General features: G+C 64.7%; 1 protein-coding gene and 1 pseudogene. Both read right to left on the reverse strand.

Translation table 11 applies throughout. From position 1 onward, the window contains the following. Positions 1–617 (reverse strand): annotated as a pseudogene (locus HY852_RS07025) (DNA-directed RNA polymerase subunit beta'); the annotation flags it as partial. 74 nt (positions 618–691) lie between these two features. After that, positions 692–2,822 (reverse strand): DNA-directed RNA polymerase subunit beta (gene rpoB, locus HY852_RS07030; protein WP_291603677.1); only part of this gene is annotated, 2,131 nt, incomplete at its 5' end.

Raw genomic sequence — 2,822 nt, forward strand, 5'->3', positions numbered from 1 at the left:
AGGTCGATCTTGAGGCGATCCTTCTCGGATTCCAGATCGATGGCGGTCAGCATGTCGCGGATCGCCTCGGCGCCGATCTTGGCGACGAACGAATCCTCGCCGAACTCCTCGACGGCGCGCTGGTACTGCTCTTCCGACAGCAGCTCGTGCAGCTTGAGCGGCGACAGGCCGGGCTCGACCACCACGTAATTCTCGAAATAGAGAATCCGCTCCAGGTCCTTCAGCGTCATGTCGCACAGCAGGCCGATGCGCGAGGGCAGCGACTTCAGGAACCAGATGTGGGCGACCGGGCTGGCCAGCTCGATGTGGCCCATGCGCTCGCGCCGGACCTTGGCCAGCGTCACTTCGACGCCGCACTTCTCGCAGATGATGCCGCGATACTTCATGCGCTTGTACTTGCCGCACAAGCACTCGTAGTCCTTGATCGGGCCGAAGATGCGGGCACAGAACAGGCCGTCGCGCTCCGGCTTGAAGGTGCGGTAGTTGATGGTCTCGGGCTTCTTGATCTCGCCATAGGACCACGAGCGGATCCGCTCCGGCGAGGCGATGGAAATCCGGATCTGGTCGAAGGCCTGGGTCCCGCCCGCCTGACCGAAGATCTTCATCAGTTCATTCATGACTTACTCCCGCATAACCCGTCGGGTGCGGCGGGAAGGGAGAATCCCTTCCCGCCGTGGAGGTCCAAGGGCGATCAGTAATTGCGCTGGGTCAGCTCGACATTGAGGCCGAGCGAGCGCAGTTCCTTGACCAGCACGTTGAACGATTCGGGGATGCCGGCCTCGAAGTTGTCGTCGCCGCGGACGATGGCTTCGTAGACCTTGGTGCGGCCGGACACGTCGTCCGACTTCACCGTCAACATCTCCTGCAAGGTGTAGGCGGCGCCATAGGCTTCCAGCGCCCACACCTCCATTTCACCGAAGCGCTGGCCGCCGAACTGCGCCTTGCCGCCCAACGGCTGCTGGGTGACCAGCGAGTACGGACCGATGGACCGGGCATGGATCTTGTCGTCGACCAAGTGGTGCAGCTTCAGCATGTAGATGTAGCCGACCGTGACCTTGCGGTCGAAGGGCTCGCCGGTCCGGCCGTCGTAAAGGGTGACCTGGCCCGAGGTATGGCGCCCGGCCTTCCTCAGCTGATCGCAGATGTCGCTCTCGCGCGCACCGTCGAACACCGGCGAGGCGAAGGGCACGCCGCTGCGCAGGTTGTGGCCGAGTTCCAGGATCTCGTCGTCGTTGAGACCGCCGATGTCGTCGTCGTAGACCACATCGCCGTAGACGTCCTTCAGCTTGGCGCGGACGTCGTCGATCTTGGCCGTCTTCTGGCGGAACTTGTCGACCATCTGCCCGATCTGCTGCCCCAGCCCGGCCGAAGCCCAGCCGAGATGGGTTTCGAGAATCTGGCCGACGTTCATGCGGCTGGGCACGCCGAGCGGGTTCAGCACCACGTCGACCTGCTGGCCGTCTTCCAGGTAAGGCATGTCCTCGAGCGGCACGATGCGCGAGATGACGCCCTTGTTGCCGTGACGGCCGGCCATCTTGTCGCCCGGTTGCAGCTTGCGCTTCACCGCCACGAACACCTTGACCATCTTCATCACGCCGGGCGGCAGTTCGTCGCCGCGCTGCAACTTCTCGACCTTGTTCTCGAAGCGCTCCTGCAAGCGGTCGACCGCCTGGTCGAACGAGCGCTTGAGGGCCTCGACATCGGCCATCACCGCGTCGTCGTCGACGGCGATGTTGCGCCAGGCGCTGCCATGCAGGTCGGCGAGCATGTCCTCGGAAATGACGGTCCCGGCGCGCACGCCCTTGGGACCCGACACCACCGCCTTGCCGATCAGCACCTGCTTGAGACGGGCATAGAACGACCGCTCCAGGATGGCCCGCTCGTCGTCGCGGTCCTTGGCCAGACGCTCGATCTCGGCCCGCTCGATGGCCAGGGCGCGCTCGTCCTTCTCGACGCCGCGCCGCGAGAAGACGCGAACTTCGACGATCGTACCGGCCACGCCCGGGGGCAGACGCAGCGAGGTGTCGCGAACGTCGGAGGCCTTTTCGCCGACGATGGCGCGCAGCAGCTTCTCTTCCGGAGTCATCGGGCTTTCGCCCTTCGGCGTCACCTTGCCGACCAGGATGTCGCCCGGCTTGACCTCGGCACCGATGTAGACGATGCCCGCCTCGTCGAGGTTCTTGAGGGCTTCCTCGCCGACATTGGGAATGTCGCGGGTGATTTCCTCCTGGCCCAGCTTGGTGTCGCGGGCCATGACCTCGAATTCCTCGATGTGAATCGAGGTGAAGACGTCGTCGCGGACGATGCGTTCGGAGATGAGGATCGAGTCCTCGAAGTTGTAGCCGTTCCACGGCATGAAGGCGACCAGCACGTTGCGGCCCAGCGCCAGCTCGCCCAGCTGGGTCGACGGTCCGTCGGCGATGATGTCGCCCTTGCGGATCATGTCGCCCACCTTGACCAGCGGCTTCTGGGTGATGCAGGTGTTCTGGTTGGAGCGCTGGAACTTCAGCAGGTTGTAGATGTCGACGCCCGATTCGTGCGACGCCACGTCCTCGGTGGCGCGAATGACGACGCGGGTGGCGTCCACCTGGTCGACGATGCCGGTGCGGCGCGCGGTGATCGCCGCCCCCGAGTCACGCGCCACCGCCTGCTCCATGCCGGTTCCCACCAGGGGAGCCTCGGCGCGGATCAGCGGCACCGCCTGACGCTGCATGTTCGAGCCCATCAGGGCGCGGTTGGCATCGTCGTTTTCCAGGAACGGGAACAGCGAGGCCGCCCCCGAAACAAGCTGCTTCGGGCTGACGACCATGTACTCGACTTCG

The sequence above is a fragment of the Bradyrhizobium sp. genome (assembly GCF_016213215.1).
GTDB lineage: Bacteria > Pseudomonadota > Alphaproteobacteria > Rhizobiales > Xanthobacteraceae > Bradyrhizobium.